This is a genomic window from Propioniferax innocua (assembly GCF_006716235.1).
Taxonomy (GTDB): Bacteria; Actinomycetota; Actinomycetes; order Propionibacteriales; family Propionibacteriaceae; genus Propioniferax; species Propioniferax innocua.
Window position 1 is genome coordinate 984,801 of sequence record NZ_VFOR01000001.1, and the last position, 15,231, is coordinate 1,000,031.

12 protein-coding genes are annotated in these 15,231 nt (G+C 65.0%); 5 read left to right on the plus strand and 7 right to left on the minus strand.

All coding sequences use genetic code 11. From position 1 onward, the window contains the following. Positions 1-30: 30 nt before the first annotated feature. The 7 genes from FB460_RS04630 to FB460_RS04660 all read right to left on the minus strand — a co-directional run bounded on the left by FB460_RS04630 (position 31) and on the right by FB460_RS04660 (position 9,752). A complete protein-coding gene (locus FB460_RS04630; protein ID WP_142092892.1) occupies positions 31-1,224 on the minus strand; it encodes a DUF2207 domain-containing protein in 1,194 nt (397 codons plus the stop codon). A 106-nt stretch (positions 1,225-1,330) separates the two neighbouring features. Then, a complete protein-coding gene (locus FB460_RS04635; protein WP_246044240.1) occupies positions 1,331-2,518 on the minus strand; it encodes a TerC family protein in 1,188 nt (395 codons plus the stop codon). A gap of 307 nt (positions 2,519-2,825) precedes the next feature. Continuing rightward, the gene (locus FB460_RS04640; RefSeq protein WP_142092894.1) at positions 2,826-4,295 is read right to left on the minus strand and encodes an LGFP repeat-containing protein; all 1,470 of its coding nucleotides are present in this window, start codon (positions 4,293-4,295) and stop codon (positions 2,826-2,828) included. Between the two features lie 125 nt (positions 4,296-4,420). Continuing rightward, positions 4,421-6,622, minus strand: coding sequence for a hypothetical protein (locus tag FB460_RS04645; protein ID WP_246044296.1), 2,202 nt, complete (start codon positions 6,620-6,622; stop codon positions 4,421-4,423). Positions 6,623-6,711: 89 nt separating this feature from the next. Continuing rightward, the gene (locus FB460_RS04650; protein WP_246044241.1) at positions 6,712-8,031 is read right to left on the minus strand and encodes a phosphotransferase; all 1,320 of its coding nucleotides are present in this window, start codon (positions 8,029-8,031) and stop codon (positions 6,712-6,714) included. After that, a complete protein-coding gene (gene trpS / locus FB460_RS04655; protein WP_246044242.1) occupies positions 8,028-9,035 on the minus strand; it encodes a tryptophan--tRNA ligase in 1,008 nt (335 codons plus the stop codon). Before trpS ends, FB460_RS04650 begins: the two co-directional genes overlap by 4 nt. 126 nt (positions 9,036-9,161) lie before the next feature. Further along, complete coding sequence (locus FB460_RS04660; protein WP_170209944.1) at positions 9,162-9,752, minus strand: DUF4352 domain-containing protein; 591 nt, start codon at positions 9,750-9,752, stop codon at positions 9,162-9,164. Between the two features lie 127 nt (positions 9,753-9,879). Here FB460_RS04660 and FB460_RS04665 point away from each other — a divergent pair, with 127 nt between their 5' ends. The 5 genes from FB460_RS04665 (at position 9,880) to FB460_RS04685 (ending at position 15,230) form a co-directional block, all read left to right on the plus strand. Further along, positions 9,880-10,761 carry a formyltetrahydrofolate deformylase gene (locus FB460_RS04665; protein ID WP_142092898.1) on the plus strand — a complete coding sequence of 294 codons (882 nt, stop codon included), beginning with the start codon at positions 9,880-9,882 and terminating at the stop codon, positions 10,759-10,761. A 361-nt stretch (positions 10,762-11,122) separates the two neighbouring features. Further along, entirely contained in the window at positions 11,123-11,548 is a 426-nt protein-coding gene (locus FB460_RS04670) for a DUF485 domain-containing protein (RefSeq protein WP_142092899.1), read from the plus strand. After that, entirely contained in the window at positions 11,545-13,182 is a 1,638-nt protein-coding gene (locus FB460_RS04675) for a solute symporter family protein (protein ID WP_142092900.1), read from the plus strand. The genes FB460_RS04670 and FB460_RS04675 overlap by 4 nt, the downstream gene beginning before the upstream one ends. 247 nt (positions 13,183-13,429) lie before the next feature. After that, complete coding sequence (locus tag FB460_RS04680; RefSeq protein WP_142092901.1) at positions 13,430-14,419, plus strand: malate dehydrogenase; 990 nt, start codon at positions 13,430-13,432, stop codon at positions 14,417-14,419. 94 nt (positions 14,420-14,513) lie between these two features. Continuing rightward, the gene (locus FB460_RS04685) at positions 14,514-15,230 is read left to right on the plus strand and encodes a DUF4190 domain-containing protein (protein WP_142092902.1); all 717 of its coding nucleotides are present in this window, start codon (positions 14,514-14,516) and stop codon (positions 15,228-15,230) included. Position 15,231: the final 1 nt, after the last annotated feature.

Sequence of the window (15,231 nt, forward strand, 5' to 3'; positions counted from 1 at the left end):
CCGGTGAGACCGGCTGCGGTTGCTGACGCGTCAGTCTCCGCAGCCGTCGAAGTCGAGGTCTCCGAGCGCGTCTCCCAAGCCGCCGAGTGCGTCGCCCAGACCGCCCATTGCTTCACCCAGATCGCCGAACCCCTCTCCCAGGCCGGCAAAGGTCTCCCCGATCACATCCGGGTCGAAGGCGCCGATCATCTCGCCGAAACCGTCACTGAGGCCACCGCCGGAGAGGAAGTCGATCCACATGAAGTCACTGAGCAGGTCGAGCATCGCGACGTCCGAAAGACCCATGTCGTGCTGGTACTTCTTGGCGATGTCGCCGAAGAGCTTGGCCCATCGGTCGGCCACACCGAACACGATCGCGTACGGCAGGTAGCGCGAGAAGATGTCGGCGGCCTCCTCGAACTTGATCTGATCGGCCTCGGCGGTCACCAGATATTCCCTGAACCCGAGGCTCTGGATGCGCACGGCGGTGCCGGTCGCAGTCCTGGGCACGCGGATGCCCCGGCCACCGACGAGCAGGATGATGCCGCCGATGATCGCGGCCATACCGGGCAGGACGCGGAGCGATGCCTCCATGGCGTTCGCCATGCCCAGCATCGCGAGGAAACCACCGATGATGAGGGCGATACCCCACTTCTTCGAGGGACCACCACTCGAACGCGGATGCTTGCGATACCAGCCCCGACGCACCATCTGCTCATACAACGAGACCTGCGCGGTACGCATCGCCAGGCCGAAACCACTCTGCAGATCCGACATGCGCACACGCGGGCCGGGGCCGAACAGCTCCTGCAGCAGACGCAGCTCGAAATCCCGCGGGGTGCCCGGCGGCTCCGGGTTCACCGTCAGCAACCAGTCCTGTTTGCCACGGCCGCCGTCCTTGGCCTCCAACGGTGTGATCTCGAGGAATCCACGCACGGCCAGATCGATGATCGTCGCGGTGACCTCCACGGGGCGGACGCGTCCACCGACCACGGCTCCCACCAGCCCCGGGCCGACCGGATCCGACCCCGGACCGGCCTCCTTGGGCGGCTGGAACTGCACCGGAATCGTTCCGCGGTACTCCCCTCCTGGGATCTTCTCCGTGGGGGTCGACGCCACGGACCCGAACTGACCCGGTGTGATGCCGGTGAAGATCTCATCTCGCGAGTTTCGACGTGCCACCACAACCACGGCGATGGCGGCACCGATGATGGTCAGCGAGATGAGGAACAGAACCAGATCCATGGTCACAGTCTTCCAGACGCAGCAAACGACAACGACCGATTCATGACACCGTCAGAAGATTGATTCGGCTCACCGGAGGAATCCACCTCGAGACACTCCACCAGGTTCACCCGATCGACTGACGCCGGTGGGCATCGACCCGCTCGGACAGCTCGTCCACATCATCGAAATCGCCCTCCGAGAGATGCTTGCGTGGCACCTGACGCACACGGCCAGCCAAATCGCTGAGATCGCGGTAGCCCTGCTCACGCCCCTCGGCGTCACCTGCGAAGTCACTCGACAGGTACCGGTGCGACTCACGCTTGAACTTGTTCAGCAGCGTCAACGCCTGGCCACGCGGGCTGAGCAACGACACCGCGACCGTCACAGCCAGCAGACCGACTATCACCCCGAGTGACACCGTCGTGGTCACCTCCGGCACCGGGACCCCCTCGCCGCCGTTGATGAAGCTCAGATCGTTGTCATGCAACGCATGGAGGACCATCTTGACGCCGATGAACAGCAGGATCGCCGAGAGTCCGTACGACAGGAACACCAACCGGTCCAGGAGCCCATCGAGCAGGAAGTACAACTGACGCAGCCCCATCAACGAGAACGCGGTGGCGGTGAACACCACGTACACATTCGTGGTCAGCCCGAAGATCGCCGGGATCGAATCGAGCGCGAACAGGATGTCGGTGCCACCGATCGCCACCATGACCAGCAGCATCGGCGTCAGCACCCGCTTGCCGTTCTCGACGGTGAACAGCTTGTCCCCGTCGTAGTGATCGGTGGTGCGGATGAACCGCTTCGCCAACCGGATGACGACGTTGTCGGCCTCATCGGCTTCGTCACCGCCGCTGATCTCACCATGGATGAGCTTCAACGCGGTGAAGATCAGGAAGGCGCCGAAGAAGTAGAACGCCCACGCGAACTTCTCCAACACGAAGGCACCGGCGGCGATGAACCCCGAGCGCGCGATGAGCGCGAACACGATCCCGAACAACAGAACCTTCTGTTGGTCGGCACGAGGGACCTTGAACGCCGAGATGATGATCAGGAACACGAAGAGGTTGTCCACCGACAACGCCTTCTCCGTCACATACCCGGCGAAGTATTCCTGCCCCATCTGCGATCCGCCGAGCAGCCACACACCGCCGCCGAAGACCAGCGCGATACCCACATAGATGATCGACCAGATCGTCGCCTCACGCAGCGTCGGCTCATGGGCCTTCCGCACATGGAAGAAGAAATCGAAGGCCAGCAGGCCGCCGATGGCCACAATCGTCAGGGCCCAGACGTAACCAGGGGTCACCGCGTACTCCTCAGGTGCCCCACGGCAGAAGGGGCGAGTCAGAATTCCAGGGTTTCGGATGCGCGGTATTGGTCGATGCATCCGCTGCCTTCACACCGAAGCTGCAGCGGCCTGCCCAGATTACCGATCCCAGCCCCATAGTCAAACATGCAACGACCCAACGAGACGCTGATTCCCATATCCTCGTCGCCACGCGCTTCGGAAACAGACGACCGGGGCCGGGCCCGCTCCAGCGGTGCCCGGCCCCGGTCCTTTGCAGAAGGACCACATCACGACGCTCCCTGCGCCGCGTCGTGACGCCTCCAGGTCACTTCATGACGACCGAAGGATCATTCCCCTGCGTGTACTCCACGAAGCCATGCTCGAACTCCTGGAAGAACACCTTGTTGCCATCGCGCATCTCGAAGTGGAGATCGCTGACGGGGAAACCCAGCTTTCCGGTCTCATAGCCCTCAGCGGCCCAGCCCTTCATCACCTGGCCAGACACGGGGAAGGCGCCGGTCTCACGGCTCCAGTAGACGCTTCCATACTGGAACGTCTGGAAGCACGCGTCCTTCTCTCCACCGATGGAGCAGTCCTCCGCAGCGGTCGGATAACCGAGGTAGCTCTTCTCCCAGCCCTTCGAGGCCCACACATCACGGATCGCACCACGTACGACCTGCGCGCCGGTCTTCTCGGTCCAGTAGATCGAGCCGTTCTCGAACTGGTTGGCGCAGCCGCCGTCGCGCAGTTCGCAGAACTCACCGGTCAGGGGCCAACCGAGATCACCGTTCTCGTACCCGGTCTCACCCCAGCGTGCAAGGATGTCGCCGCGCACGGCCATGACGTCCTTGTCCTTGGGCTTGTAGAGGTTGCCGCCCTGGAAGGTCTGCCAGTTGCCCTTGTCCGAGGCCCCCTCATCCCCGGTCGGGAAGCCGAGCCATCCGTGCTCCCAATTCTCCTTGCCCCAGTGATCACCGATGGGCCCACCGACCTTGATGGCCCCATGGCCCTTGGTCCAGTAGATCGAGCCGTTCTGGTACGTCTGGAAGCAACCCTCGTCCTTCAACCGGCAGAACGTATCGCCGGCGGGGAACCCGAGCTCGCCGTGCTCCCAGTTTCCATCGCCCCACTTCTCGCCGATCGGCCCCTTGACGAACCACGACTGTGTCTTGGGCGTGTAATAGATCGAGCCCTTCTCGAAGGTCTGGAAGCAACCCCCATCGGCGAGATCACAGGAGGCCTCCGCGATCGGACGCCCGAGCGGCCCGGCGGCATCGCCGGAACGTCCGTAGGCCTCGATGATCGGAGCCCGCACGGTGAATGTCTCCTTGCCGTGCGTGTAGTGGATCTGCCCGCCCTCGAAGACCTGGCCACAGCCCGAATCGGTGCACTCCTCATCAGCCAGTGGATAGCCGAAGTCACCGTCCTGCGCCTTCTCGTCAGTCCACCGCTGATGCAGGGCGCCACGAATGGTCAGGACCCGACCGTTCTCGGGGGTCCATACCAGCGTGCCGTTCTCGAACTGCTGCATGCAGGCGTCGGCGCGCAGGCCACACTCCTGCTCTGCTCGCGGCTGCCCGAGGTCGGCGTCGGTCCCACGCAGTTCCTTCCACTGCTTGCCGATGGCACCGGGGACCTTGAACGCCCCGGCTCCACCAGAATCAGTGGTGGTCTTCTTCGACGTGGACGCGCCCTGGGCGGCGCTGTCGTTCGGCGCAGCGAGGGCCGGAGCCGCCACTGACGATGCCGCCAGCACGAGCGCGGCCGATGCGGCCAATGAGCTCCAGAGTTTCATGGTTGTTCCTTGTCGCAGGGGAAGGCGAACACCTGATGTCTAGCATCTGGAACTCCCCGACTTCCGCACGACACTCCGGAGTGTCACACGCTTGTGATTACAGCACCCCGGTTTCCGGGGACGAGTCAACCAAGCCGTGCCCCGCGAACCGGATCCCAATGCACCGTTCCTCCCTGGAAGCGTTGCGTGCAATGGAAACCACCGGTGTGATCGCAGCGTTCGTCGGCCACCGGATAGCCCCAGCGTCCACGCTCCCAACCCTGACGCTGCCATCCGCGCCGGATCTCTCCCCACACCGGCTGCGCACCGGTCGCGGGCGTCCAATAGATGGAGGCCCCGTTCTGGAAGTGGTTGAAACAGCCACCTTGTCGAAGGCCACAGTTCTCACTGGTCACCGGGTAGCCGAGGCGCCCCTTCTCCCATGAGTGGCGACCCCACTCCGAGGCGATCGCCCCCTTGGTCAGGTGGGCGCCCGTGGCCGGCGACCAATGGATGGTGCCGCCCTGGAACCGCTGAAAACAACCTCCATCGCGCAGACCGCACACCTCCGGTCCGACCGGATAGCCGACATGTCCCCACTCATAGCCCATCTGGTTCCAGGCCTCTCCAATACGGCCACGCACCGCGTGAGCACCGGTCGCCGGGGACCAGTACATGCGTCCGCCCTGGAAACGCTGCCAGCAGCCACCACCGACGAGCCCACAACGCTCGTCACCGGTGGGATAACCGAGCCAGCCGCGTTCCCAGCCCATGCGTCCCCAGCCTTCGCCGATCTTGCCGAGCACGATCACAGGTGACGAATCCGATGTGGCCCAATACACCGAGCCGCCGACGAAATGCTGCCCACAGCCACCATCACGAAGGCCGCAGAAACGGTGCGAGGTGTTCGTGCCCACCACCGAGTTCCACTGGACCGACGGGCCCCTCGAGTACCCCGACACGGCCCGGATGTCCACCACGGCGTTCTGATTGCTCGGGGCGGTGAACGAGAAGCGCCCCGCCGAATCCACCGCCCGTGCCTGGCTGGCGTTGCCGATGGTGACGCTCACCCGTGTCGCGGCGGGCAGGGCCGCCGCCCCGGGGCTGCGCGGGAGAGTTCCCCGAACGACGCCATCGGCCCCGGCCCCACCGACGGTGGGCTTCTCCAACGCGACGCCGATGCTGTATCCAGCATCGGTGAGCGGCTTCAACCCCGACGCCATGGCCAACGGCCGCTCCCCCGCGCCAGAGCCGCCCGAGAGCACACCCACCACACGCGTCCCCATGACGATCCCCGTGCCCGAATCGCCCTTGCGCGTCGACATGCCATACATCTGCAGGCCCTGCACGAGCCGCCCATCGTTCTCCCCGAAGCCCGGTACGTGAGCGACGCCCACCCGCGTGTCGGAGGTGCACCTCCACTCCTGGGTGGTGCCACCTCCCGCGCAGACGCTGGCGCCGCTGACGAGGTTGGCCGTTCCGGTGATCGGCAGCGATCCCGGCCAAGTGGTCGCCTGCGGTGCGATGGCGTCTGATCGATCCAGACGATAGGACGCCACGTCATGACCGAGTTCACCCGAGGTGTTCCCCGGGCCACCGAACTGGTGGAAGGCCAATGTGCCGCGAGCCGGACCATCGAGGAACCCGGCCGAGCGCACCTGGCCATCCTGCGTGCAATGGCCGGCGGTCACCATCACCGGGCGCCCAAGGGAGTCGAAACCGCCGAATCCGATCGAGCAACGTGCACCACCGCCGCCGTCGAGCCAGTACTCTCCGATCCGGGCATTCTGTTCGATCCATGGCGTGACCTCCAACGCGATCCCCTGCTCATCGGCAAATGTCCGCGCCTGTTCGGTCTCCTCGCTGACCTGCAACACCGGCCCCTCTGGGGACGACACAACCGAGACGAAAACCTCTGCGCCCACCTCCTGCAGGAACAACGCGGCAAGGTCCTCAGCAGACGGCCCCGAAGGCGATTCAAGTTCCGCACCCACCTGCTCGGCGGCCGCCTCCGCGTCGGCACCCTCGCCGGTGACGACCACCGCCTCACCGTCCACCCGGACTTCATCGACGCCCGGGGCGTCCTGGATCTCCGCAGCATCGGCCGCCGCCTCGGAACGGGCGACGTACTCCTCCCAGGAGATGCCGAGATCACGCTCGACCGCTGCGACCAGGTCAGGGTCGACCCCCTCCACATCCTGACTCGCCGGCGGTGGCTCGTTCGGCTCCGCATTCGCCGAAGTCGGCATCAGCGTCACCCCGATGATCACCACCAATGCGGCGACCATGACCACCGCCGCACGCACGCACGACACGATCCGAAGATTCCCCACCTGAGCCGCATCCATCACAGGGATGAGACTAACCACATAATCGGGAAAAAGGGCGTTCGGAGACGATTTCCTGCACCAGCGCACACCAGATGACGCCGGACGGTTCACAGCACCTGGGACACCAATGTCTCGGCGGCGTCGACGATGTCATTGGTCTCGGCCTGCCAATTGGGCTCCTGAGAACGATAGGGCCCGGTGGCCAACGAAATCACCACCGCAGCTGCGCGCAACCGAAGCTCGGCCGGATCGACGCGTTCGTCGAACACCGGCACCCATGTCGAGAGCAGATGCCGCACGCGAGCCGCCTGCTGTGCGTTCATGCGCTGGACCGTGGAGAGGTGGGCGACCATGCACGCAAGGTCGTCGGCGCGACGCCCGGGCCCGATGGTGTCCACGTCCAAAAGCCCGCAGACGCGTCCGCCACGCACATGGATCTGGCCTTCGTGGAAGTCGCCGTGGGTCGGCTCGTTCCCCAGCGGGATCGACGCCAATCCGTTCTCGATCTCGTTGGCGAGCCAGCGCAGACGCGGCTCCATGGTCGGCATGGCCTGCGCGACCATGTCGGTGTAGTAGTGGATCGACTCCGCCCACGGTGCCCGACGCGGCAGCTGTGCCACCGAGGGCGGCATGGCGTCGAGAACACCGATGAGGTCCTCGGCCGTGCATGGATCCCGCGGGTCGAAGATCGCCCGGCTCAACGGTGTGCCGGGTAGTTCGTCGAGCACGAGGAGGCAGTCGGGCGTCGCCGCGGCAACACGTGGGGCGGGGATCCCCGCACTCAGCAACATCTCGTGACGGTGCCGCACATCATGGAACGACTTGTCCCGCAACACCTTGGTGTAGAAGACGATGCGTTGGGTTCCGCGTGGCCCCGGCACCGTCACACGCGCCCGGACCACCGCACGTCGACGCGGACGGTAGCCGATCATGCGCAGCTCCACCTGACCGGGATGAAGGTGGCTGCCCACGATCGGGCCGAGGAGCGCCGCCGCCGACTCCGGGAAGGCTGCCCGCGGGAGACCCGGAAGATCGGGGTCATGCGGGTAGATCCACACCGCCGCCTCCCGCTCGCCGTCGACGAAGATACGGGCGTGCTCGTCGGTGGCGGAGCGTCCGCCCGCACGGGTGCTGACGCCCAGAAGCTCCTCTCGACGCCCCTGCGGCCCATCGACGATGGCGGTGTACGTCGCCGTCGTGGAACGGTTGGGCTGCGAGTCGACGTGCGACATCTGCCACCGCACGAGCGTCCCCCCGGCATGCTGCACGGCGGCCCGCAGCAACGGCTCCACTTCATCGGTCGTCAACAACCGCGACCCGTCCGGATCGGGCGGACGGCTGGCGGTGTGCGGAAATCCCGATTGCGGCCCGGGCCCCTGTGGCGGCGGCATTCCCGGGTGCTGCGGGCGGAACGGCGGCTGTGTCATGAGCGGAGGGCAGCGTCCAACCCCACGCGAGCGTAGACCTCCGAGAGGGTTGCGGAGGCCTGCTCGCGTGCGCACTCGGCTCCACGGGCGAGGATGTTCATCAGTTCGGCGCGGTCCTCGAGCAGTTCTTCCACGCGTTCACGCACCGGCGTCAGCTCGGCCACCACGGCGTCGGCCACCGCGATCTTGAGATGGCCGTACATCTTTCCCTCGAACTCGCTCACGAGTTCCTCGATCGGGCGCCCGGTGACGGCCGACATGATCGACAACAGGTTGGCGACACCGGGCTTGCCCTCGGGGTCATAAGTGACCTCGGAGCCCGAGTCGGTGACGGCAGATTTGAATTTCTTGACGATCTTCTTGGGCTCGTCGCAGATCTCGATGCGCCCCGCGGGCGACGGCGCGGACTTGCTCATCTTCGAAGAGGGGTCCTGCAGGTCTTGGATCTTGCCCACCGATTCGAGGATGTGCGGTTCGGGCACTGGGAAGAACTCACCGAAGTGGCCGTTGAAACGCGTCGCCAGATCGCGTGCGAGCTCCAGGTGCTGACGCTGATCCTCCCCCACCGGCACACGATGGCTGCGGTAGATGAGGATGTCGGCGGCCATCAGCACCGGGTAGTCGAACAGCCCCAGGTTGGTGGATTCGGGGCCACGCTTGGACGACTTGTCCTTGAACTGTGTCATGCGCGACGCCTGCCCGAACCCGGTGAGGCAGTTCAACACCCAGGTGAGCTCGGAATGCTGCGGCACATGGGACTGCACGAACACGGTGGCCCGTTCGGGATCGACGCCGACGGCGATGATCTGGGCGGCAGTGCGAAGGGTGCGTTCCCGCAGCACCTCCGGATCGGGCCATTCATTCAGCGAATGCAGGTTAGCGACCCCGAAGAAGGCCTCTGCTCCCTCCTGCAGGCCGGGCCACTGACGCAGGGCACCCAAGTAGTTCCCGAGGTGCATGGAGTCAGCGGTGGGCTGGGCAAGCGAGAGAACACGATCGGTCATACGCGCCATTGTTCCACTACCGACGTCTCTTGTGTACGAATACACCCGGATCGAGCCCTGTCCACATCGCTCGGACCCTCTTCGTTCTCTCAATCCCTTTTGTTCTCTCAGCCCCTCTTTGTTCTCTCAACGGGGTGCTGGGATCGTCACCGCCCCGACTGCTTCGCCCAGCTCGTTCTCGACGACCAGAACAGTGTTCTCGGGTGGGATGTCGAACGTGACGACGCCGTCGATCTTCTCCCCCATGGCGAGTTCGGCCGAACCCAGCAGCGGCTCGTTGCCGTCGGCCCCCATGGTGGGCTCGGCCATCGTCCCGTCTGGAAGACGAACCTTGAAGTAGAGGGGGTTCACCGGAACGGTCCCCTGCGTCGCCGAGATCGTCAGCCGAAGCACGAGATAGCGCTCCTCGGGTGGCTTGGACCGGTCTCCGGTGCCCGTGGTGCGCCACGAGTAGCTGTCGATCACGATATGGGAGGCCCCCGTCGTCATGGGCGCGTCCAACTGTGGCCCGGGCAGCTCCACGACCTGTTCGGGGGGCGTGGGAGTCGGCGTCGGTGTAGGGCTGGGGTCGATCCGGCTGCGTTGGGCGGGTTCGGGCGCCACGACCGGCTCACCGGATCCGGCCACCGTCGTCCCACAGGCCGTGACCGTCGTCAACACGGCCACGACGATCGCGGCCCTCGTGCCGCGCATCGGGTTCCCTTGCCGTTCATCCACGACCGCGAACGTACCAGCGCCGCGCCATCCCACCGGCCAGCCATCCACGCGGCGGAACGAACGAGCGCCTATGGTATTCGGCGCCGCTCCCACGAACCGGCCATCCAGAACACGTGCGAAGGACCTCATGACCAGCCAGCAGAACTCCCCCGATGCCCCCGCCCTCACAGACACCCACGACTGGGTCGTGACCCTCGTGTGTCCGGACGGGCCCGGCATCGTGCATGCCGTCTCAGGAGCGATCGTGGGGCTGGGCGGCAACATCACCGAGTCGCAGCAGTTCTCCAGCGACACCGGCCGCTACTTCCAGCGCATCGCCGTGACCACGCCAGCCGACGCCGACCTCGAGGCGGCACTTCGACCGGTCGCCGAGCAGTTCGGCGGCGAATTCACCGTCGACACCGCCTCCCGCCCCGTCCGCACCCTCGTGCTGGCTTCGAAGGTGCCCCACTGCGTCCAAGATCTGCTGTACCGCCAACAGTCCGGATGGCTCCCCATCCGCGTGACGCGCGTCATGGCCAACCATCCGACGCTCGAACCCCTGGCCTCTTTCCACGGCATCGACTTCGAGCACCACCCGGTGACCCCTGACACGAAGGCAGCCTTCGAAGAGCGCGTCCGGGAGGTCATCGAGACCGACGAGATCGAGCTGGTGGTACTCGCGCGCTACATGCAGATCATCACCCCCGAGCTGTGCGAGGAGCTTGCCGGTCGAGCCATCAACATCCACCATTCGTTCCTCCCCGGCTTCAAGGGGGCCAACCCCTACCGGCAGGCACATGCACGTGGCGTCAAGCTCATCGGGGCCACCGCTCACTTCGTGACCTCGGACCTCGACGAGGGCCCGATCATCGAGCAGAACGTCGTCCGCGTCGATCATTCCCACACGCCCGCCGGGCTTGTCGCCATCGGACAGCGCGAGGAGTCCCGGACGCTCACCGAGGCCGTCAAGCTCTTCGCCGAACACCGTGTGCTCCTCGACGGACAACGGACCGTCATCTTCCGCTGACAACCGCTTCCTCCCGGTCCGGCCGCCACCCGCCCGGACCTGCCAGCCTGCGTGGGACCGCGCGTCTCAGATCGACGCTCCACCTCTACATGAAGCCGCGTCTGCCCGGCATGACGTAGAGGTGGAGCGTCCGTTCATCACGATTCGCCGAATGTCCTTCCCTCGACGCCGCGTAACGGGCATGGTGGTGTGCACGAGCTTGCCGGGCCGGCTGCAACGACGCATCCACCGGCGACGCCGACACATCCACAGTGAACAACACGCCCACAGCAGGGGTGACGGGAACCGTTGGCACGATGAGGTGCTCTGGTTCTCGGCACCCGGAGCACGGTCCGCAGGACCGCCGACGTAAAGGAGCGCCATGTCCACGCCTTCCCGGGACCCTGAAATCCCTGCACAGGCTGGCGAAGACGGCCATCAGAACCGAACCGCACGCCTCGACGCAGAACAACACACGACCTCACAGCACCATCCGACGGCCGAGGACTTCTCGGCAGTGGCCCAGACCGAGGAGTTCCAGCAACTCCGACGCCGGTTCCGTGGCTTCGCCTTTCCGATGGCGGCGTTCTTCATCGTCTGGTACTTCACCTACGTCCTGCTCTCGACGTATGCGGAAGACTTCATGGCCACCCGTTTGGGGAGTTCGGCCATCACCATCGGACTCGTGCTCGGCGTCCTGCAGTTCGCCACGACCTTTCTCATCACCTGGCTCTACGTGCGCCACGCCAACAAGAGCCTCGATCCGATCGCCTCGCAGCTGAAGGCCGACCTCGAGGAGGCACGATGACCACCTCCACACTGACCCCGCTCGCGGGCTCACAGCTCGGGAACCCCGTCATCAACATCGCAATCTTCGCCGCCTTCGTGGTGGCGACCATGTTCATCGTCGTTCGCGTCTCGAGCGGGAGGACCAAGAAGAAGGAGACCTCGGACTTCTACACCGGCGGCGCCAGGTTCGATGGCCGACAGAACGGACTGGCCATCGCGGGTGATTACCTCTCGGCGGCGTCCTTCCTGGGCATCGTCGGCGCGGTGGCCTATTACGGCTACGACGGTCTCTTGTATTCCATCGGCTTCCTCGTCGCCTGGCTCGTCGCACTACTTCTGGTGGCCGAGCCGCTGCGCAACACCGGCCGGTACACCATGGCCGATGTGCTGTCGTTCCGCATGAAGCAGAAGCCTGTGCGGATGGCTGCAGCGATCTCGACGCTGCTCGTGTCGTTCTTCTACCTGCTCGCTCAGATGGCCGGCGCCGGTGGTCTGGTCGCCCTGCTGCTGGGCGTCTCGGACGACTTCATGCAGAACGTCGTCATCACACTGGTGGGTGTACTGATGATCGCCTACGTGCTCATCGGCGGCATGAAGGGCACCACCTGGGTACAGATGATCAAGGCGATCCTGCTGGTGACCGGTGTGATTGTCATGTCGATCTGGGTCATGGCTCTACATGGCTTCAACCTGTCTTCGCTCGTCCAGGGCGCGATCGATCACGTGAATTCGGTGCAGGAGACCGCCGGGCAAGGCGAGAGCCTGTTGGAGCCGATGGGCAAGTACGGATCCAACAAGGTCGGGTTCATCTCGTTGTCTCTCGCTCTGGTCTTGGGCGCGGCAGGCCTGCCACACGTCCTGATGCGTTTCTACACGGTTCCGACAGCGCGGGAGGCACGTCGCTCGGTGAGCTGGGCCATCGGCCTGATCGGCACCTTCTATCTGATGACGATGATCCTCGGCTTCGGAGCCGCCGCCCTCGTGGGCAAGGAGAACATCGATCAGATGCCGGGCAAGGCCAATGCCGCAGCCGCAGCCTTGGCCTTCGAACTCGGCGGCACCTTGCTGCTGGCCATCATCGCCGGTGTCGCATTCGCCACGATCCTCGCGGTCGTCGCCGGACTGGCGATCACCGCATCGGCGTCCTTCGCCCATGACATCTACAACAACGTCATGAAGGACGGGAAGGCAGATCCCAGGGTCGAGGTGAAGGTGGCTCGCTACACCGTGCTCGTCATCGGCGCCCTGTCGATCATCGGTGGAGTGGCCGCCAAGTCACAGAACGTGGCTTTCCTTGTCTCTCTGGCCTTCGCTGTGGCCGCGTCGGCGAACCTCCCATCGATCCTGTATTCCCTCTACTGGAAGGGCTTCAAGACGCAGGGGTCGCTGTGGTCGATCTATGGCGGGCTGACCTCCGCCATCGTGCTGATCATCTTCTCCCCCGCAGTCTCCGGCGCAGAATCATCGATGATCCCGACGGCTGATTTCGCCTGGTTCCCACTGGACAATCCCGCACTGGTCTCGGTACCTGTCGGTTTCTTCCTTGGATGGTTGGGGTCGGTGCTCAGCGACGAGGACAACACGGCGGTCTCGACCGAGATGGAAGTGCGCTCGCTGACCGGCGCGGATGCCGGTGGTGCGATCTCACACTGACCCAGCACATTCCGCCCCTGCAATCGACGCCCCACCTCTACGTGAAGCCGCGTCTGCCCGGCACAACGTAGAGGTGGAGGGGTATGGGTGGAGTGGTATGGGTGGCTGAGGGGGCTCGCACCGCGGGGCGTACGCTCCTTGGTGTATGCCCATGAGAACCGCATCACCCATGTGGCAGTAACGCACGTCGTGATGCGCTGATAGTTTCGAGTCAGTCGCTCGATGCCGAGAAATCAAGGAGATTCCCATGACGAAGACGCCCGTGAAGGTCGCTGTGACCGGAGCCGCCGGACAGATCTGCTACAGCCTGCTGTTCCGCATCGCCAGCGGCGACCTGCTCGGCAAGGACCAGCCCGTCGATCTGCACCTGCTCGAGATCACCCCCGCCCTGAAGGCCCTCGAGGGCGTCGTCATGGAGCTGGATGACGCAGCGTTCCCGCTGCTCAACAACGTCGTGACCGGCGACGATGCGAACAAGGTGTTCGATGGCGTCAACGTGGCGTTGCTCGTGGGCGCCAAGCCCCGTGGCAAGGGCATGGAGCGCGGCGATCTGCTCCGCGACAACGGCGGCATCTTCGGCCCGCAGGGCAAGGCCCTCAACGATCACGCCGCCGACGATGTGCGTGTCCTGGTGACCGGTAATCCGGCCAACACCAACGCCCTCATCGCGATGAACAACGCTCCAGACATCCCGAACTCGCGCTTCAACGCCCTCACGCGTCTGGATCACAACCGTGCGCTCTCGCAGCTCTCGAGCAAGACCGGCACACCGACCACCGAGATCAAGAAGATGACCATCTGGGGCAACCACTCGGCCACCCAGTACCCCGACATCTTCCACACCGAGATCGGCGGCAAGAACGCTGCCGACCTGATCGACGACGAAGCCTGGCTCGCCGACACCTTCATCCCGACCGTCGCCAAGCGCGGAGCAGCCATCATCGAGGCCCGTGGCCTCTCCTCAGCGGCCTCTGCAGCGTCGGCCACGATCGATCACATGCGTGACTGGATCGCCGGCACTCCCGAGGGCGACTGGGTTTCCATGGCTGTTCCGTCGGACGGCTCCTACGGCGTCCCCGAGGGCCTGGTCTCATCGTTCCCCTGCGTGGTCAAGAACGGCGAGTACGAGATCGTCCAGGGTCTGGAGATCAATGAGTTCTCGCGTCAGCGCATCGACGCCAGCGTCGCCGAGCTGGCCGAAGAGCGCGACACCGTGCAGAAGCTCGGCCTGATCTGATCTCTTCGCATACCATCGCGCATGCACCCGTGGGGGCTCGCGGCCCTCACGGGTGCATGCTGGTAGTGAACAACCATCACACATCGGAGGTACCGTGACTCAGAACCCTGGATATCCCCAGGAGCCGGATCCCAATCAGCAGCCGCAGATCCAGTGGGATTCCGATGCTGGGTCCGCCTCAGGTGGCCAGCGTCCCTCGGCCTATGAGTCAGGTGCCTACGGCTCTGCGGGTTCGTATGGTTCGGCGGGATCCTACGGCTCTGCCGCACAGCCGGATTTCGGTGACCCCCATGGTTCGTCCGATCCGTACTCCTCCAACAACCCCTATGGCGCTCCCGGTTCCTATGGTTCAGCCGGTTCCTACGGTTCGGCGGGATCCTACGGCTCGGCGGGATCCTACGGTTCAGCCGGTTCCTACGGCTCCGCCGGTTCCTATGGTTCGGCCGGTTCCTACGGCTCTGCTGCCGAGCCGGTCCAGGAGTTCCCGAGCTATGAGTCCTACGGCGGCACCGGATCGAGTAACCCCTACGCGATACCCGGGCAGGCTCCCCTGACGCCGTACACATCCCGTCCGTACGGTTTTCTCGAGAACGCTCCGAACGCTGTGGCGTCGATGGTCCTCGGCATCATCTCGCTGGCCTGCGGTCTCACCGGCCCAATCGCCCTCGGTCTGGGCATCAGTGCGCTGGGCAAGGTCAACGCCGAGCCGAGCCGTTACACCGGCAAGGGCATGGCCATCACCGGCATCGTCCTCGGCGGCCTCACCACCGGACTCACGCTGCTGTTCCTGTTGATCGCCGTCTTCGGCTGAA

What these genes read in the sequence shown, in the direction of transcription:
- trpS (WP_246044242.1), bottom strand. Translation starts at nt 9,035, where the DNA reads ATGACCGATCGTGTTCTCTCGCTTGCCCAGCCCACCGCTGACTCCATG.
- FB460_RS04675 (WP_142092900.1), top strand. Translation starts at nt 11,545, where the DNA reads ATGACCACCTCCACACTGACCCCGCTCGCGGGCTCACAGCTCGGGAAC.
- FB460_RS04665 (WP_142092898.1), top strand. Translation starts at nt 9,880, where the DNA reads ATGACCAGCCAGCAGAACTCCCCCGATGCCCCCGCCCTCACAGACACC.
- FB460_RS04630 (WP_142092892.1), bottom strand. Translation starts at nt 1,224, where the DNA reads ATGGATCTGGTTCTGTTCCTCATCTCGCTGACCATCATCGGTGCCGCC.
- FB460_RS04640 (WP_142092894.1), bottom strand. Translation starts at nt 4,295, where the DNA reads ATGAAACTCTGGAGCTCATTGGCCGCATCGGCCGCGCTCGTGCTGGCG.
- FB460_RS04670 (WP_142092899.1), top strand. Translation starts at nt 11,123, where the DNA reads ATGTCCACGCCTTCCCGGGACCCTGAAATCCCTGCACAGGCTGGCGAA.
- FB460_RS04680 (WP_142092901.1), top strand. Translation starts at nt 13,430, where the DNA reads ATGACGAAGACGCCCGTGAAGGTCGCTGTGACCGGAGCCGCCGGACAG.
- FB460_RS04650 (WP_246044241.1), bottom strand. Translation starts at nt 8,031, where the DNA reads ATGACACAGCCGCCGTTCCGCCCGCAGCACCCGGGAATGCCGCCGCCA.
- FB460_RS04645 (WP_246044296.1), bottom strand. Translation starts at nt 6,622, where the DNA reads ATGGATGCGGCTCAGGTGGGGAATCTTCGGATCGTGTCGTGCGTGCGT.